The organism is Acidimicrobiales bacterium (assembly GCA_036399815.1).
Classification (GTDB): domain Bacteria; phylum Actinomycetota; class Acidimicrobiia; order Acidimicrobiales; family DASWMK01; genus DASWMK01.
The window spans coordinates 1-1539 of sequence record DASWMK010000210.1; the positions used below are offsets into that span (position 1 = coordinate 1).

The 1539-nt window shown below is 81.9% G+C and carries 2 protein-coding genes; both read right to left on the reverse strand.

Translation table 11 applies throughout. From position 1 onward, the window contains the following. The coding region (locus VGB14_15740; protein HEX9994382.1) for a hypothetical protein at positions 1 to 309 on the reverse strand (309 nt) is incomplete at its 3' end. After that, a partial coding sequence (locus VGB14_15745; GenBank protein ID HEX9994383.1) for a hypothetical protein occupies positions 306 to 1539 on the reverse strand: 1234 nt, incomplete at its 5' end. The genes VGB14_15740 and VGB14_15745, both read right to left, overlap by 4 nt.

Genomic DNA, 1539 nt, shown 5'->3' on the forward strand with positions numbered 1-1539 from the left:
GGCCCCGGCGCCCGGCGGCACCGGCGTCGGGTCGAGCTCCCACGGCAGGGTGCGGCGGTCGAGCACGGCGTGGCAGAGGGACGCGGAGAAGTCGCCGTCGGCGTTGGCCGGCGGGTGGACGGACACGACGTCGCCGGGGTCGAGGCCGAAGCGGGGGCCGGTGACCTCCACCCGCTGCTCGGTCACGTACGGGGCGGGCGACACGAACGGCGCCGGCAGCTCGACGCGCTGCTCGACGACCACCCGGTAGCCGGTGGCCGGCAGCCGGGGTAGGGCGTCGTCCCAGAAGCGGACGCCGCCGTCGCTCACGCCCGCACCGTCACCTCGGTCGCCCCGCCGCTCGGCGGCGCGGCGGCGGGGCCGGGCCCCGGTACCGCGGCCAGGACGCCGGCGGGGTCGGCTCCGAAGGCGACGAGCCCGTACTGGTGCCACCCGCGGGCCGGCCGCACGACGACGTCGCGGGCGCCGGGGTGCCCGAAGACGACGGCGGCCAGCGTGCCGTCAACGACGGTCTCGACGGGAGCGAGCGGCTCCGCCGCGCCGAGCAGCGACACCTCGACGCCGTCTGCCGCGTCCCCGCCCGGCACGCCGCCGTCGTCCCGGCGCACGAGCACGGCCACGGCGCCGACCGGGCCGGGCACGGCGGTGACCACCCAGCCCCGCTGCGGCCCGCCCGGCCCGTCGGTCCAGTTGCGGTCGACGGCCGCCCAGCCGGTGGTCACGCCGAGGGGCCGGGTGCCGCGCCGGCGGGCGACCCGGTTCGGCGCCTGCGGCCGCACGAGCGCGCCGTCGCCGAGGAGGGCGGCCGGGTTGACCTGGACGAGCCGGCCGGCGCCGTGCCAGCCGGCCGGCGCCCCGTCCGTCGCCCCTCCGACCACGGCGAGCTGCACCGCGCCGCCCGGCAGCTCGAGGGAGCCGCCCGCGGGCACGACGGCGTCGTCGACCAGCCGGAACCGGTCGTCGAAGGCGGCCAGGCGGACGGGCAGCTCGCCGTCGGCCCGCACGGTCACCGGCGGTCCGCCCGGCAGGTCCCACACGAGGGTCGTGCCGGCCAGGACGGTCGCCACCCGCCCGCCGTCGCGGACCGGACCGGCCACGGCCGCCCGCTCGTGGCGGCCGGCGCGGCGCCCGGCGACGTGGGCGCCGACGCGGGCGGGCGACGGGCGCAGCCAGCCGTAGCGGGCGGTCGCACCCGCGCCCGCCGGCGCCGGGTGGCGCCGGAACACGGCCCGCAGCACGGGGGCGTCCGGCGGCGAGGGCCGGGCGGTGGCCCGGCGGGGCCGGCGAACGGTCCGGCCGGCGGGCGGCGGCGCGGGATGGCGGGGACCGGTCGTCCCCGGCGGGCCGAGCATGGGCGGCGCCGGGAACGTGGCCACCACCTCGTCGCGCAGCAGCGACAGGTCGCCGGGCACGACGTCCCTGGCCGCCCCGGCGGCGGTCAGCGCGTCGACGACGGCGGCCCGGCAGGCGGCCACCTCGGGCGCCGCCACGGTGCCCGCCACCACCAGGCGGGGGTCGACGGCCGGCGGGGTCGTCGAC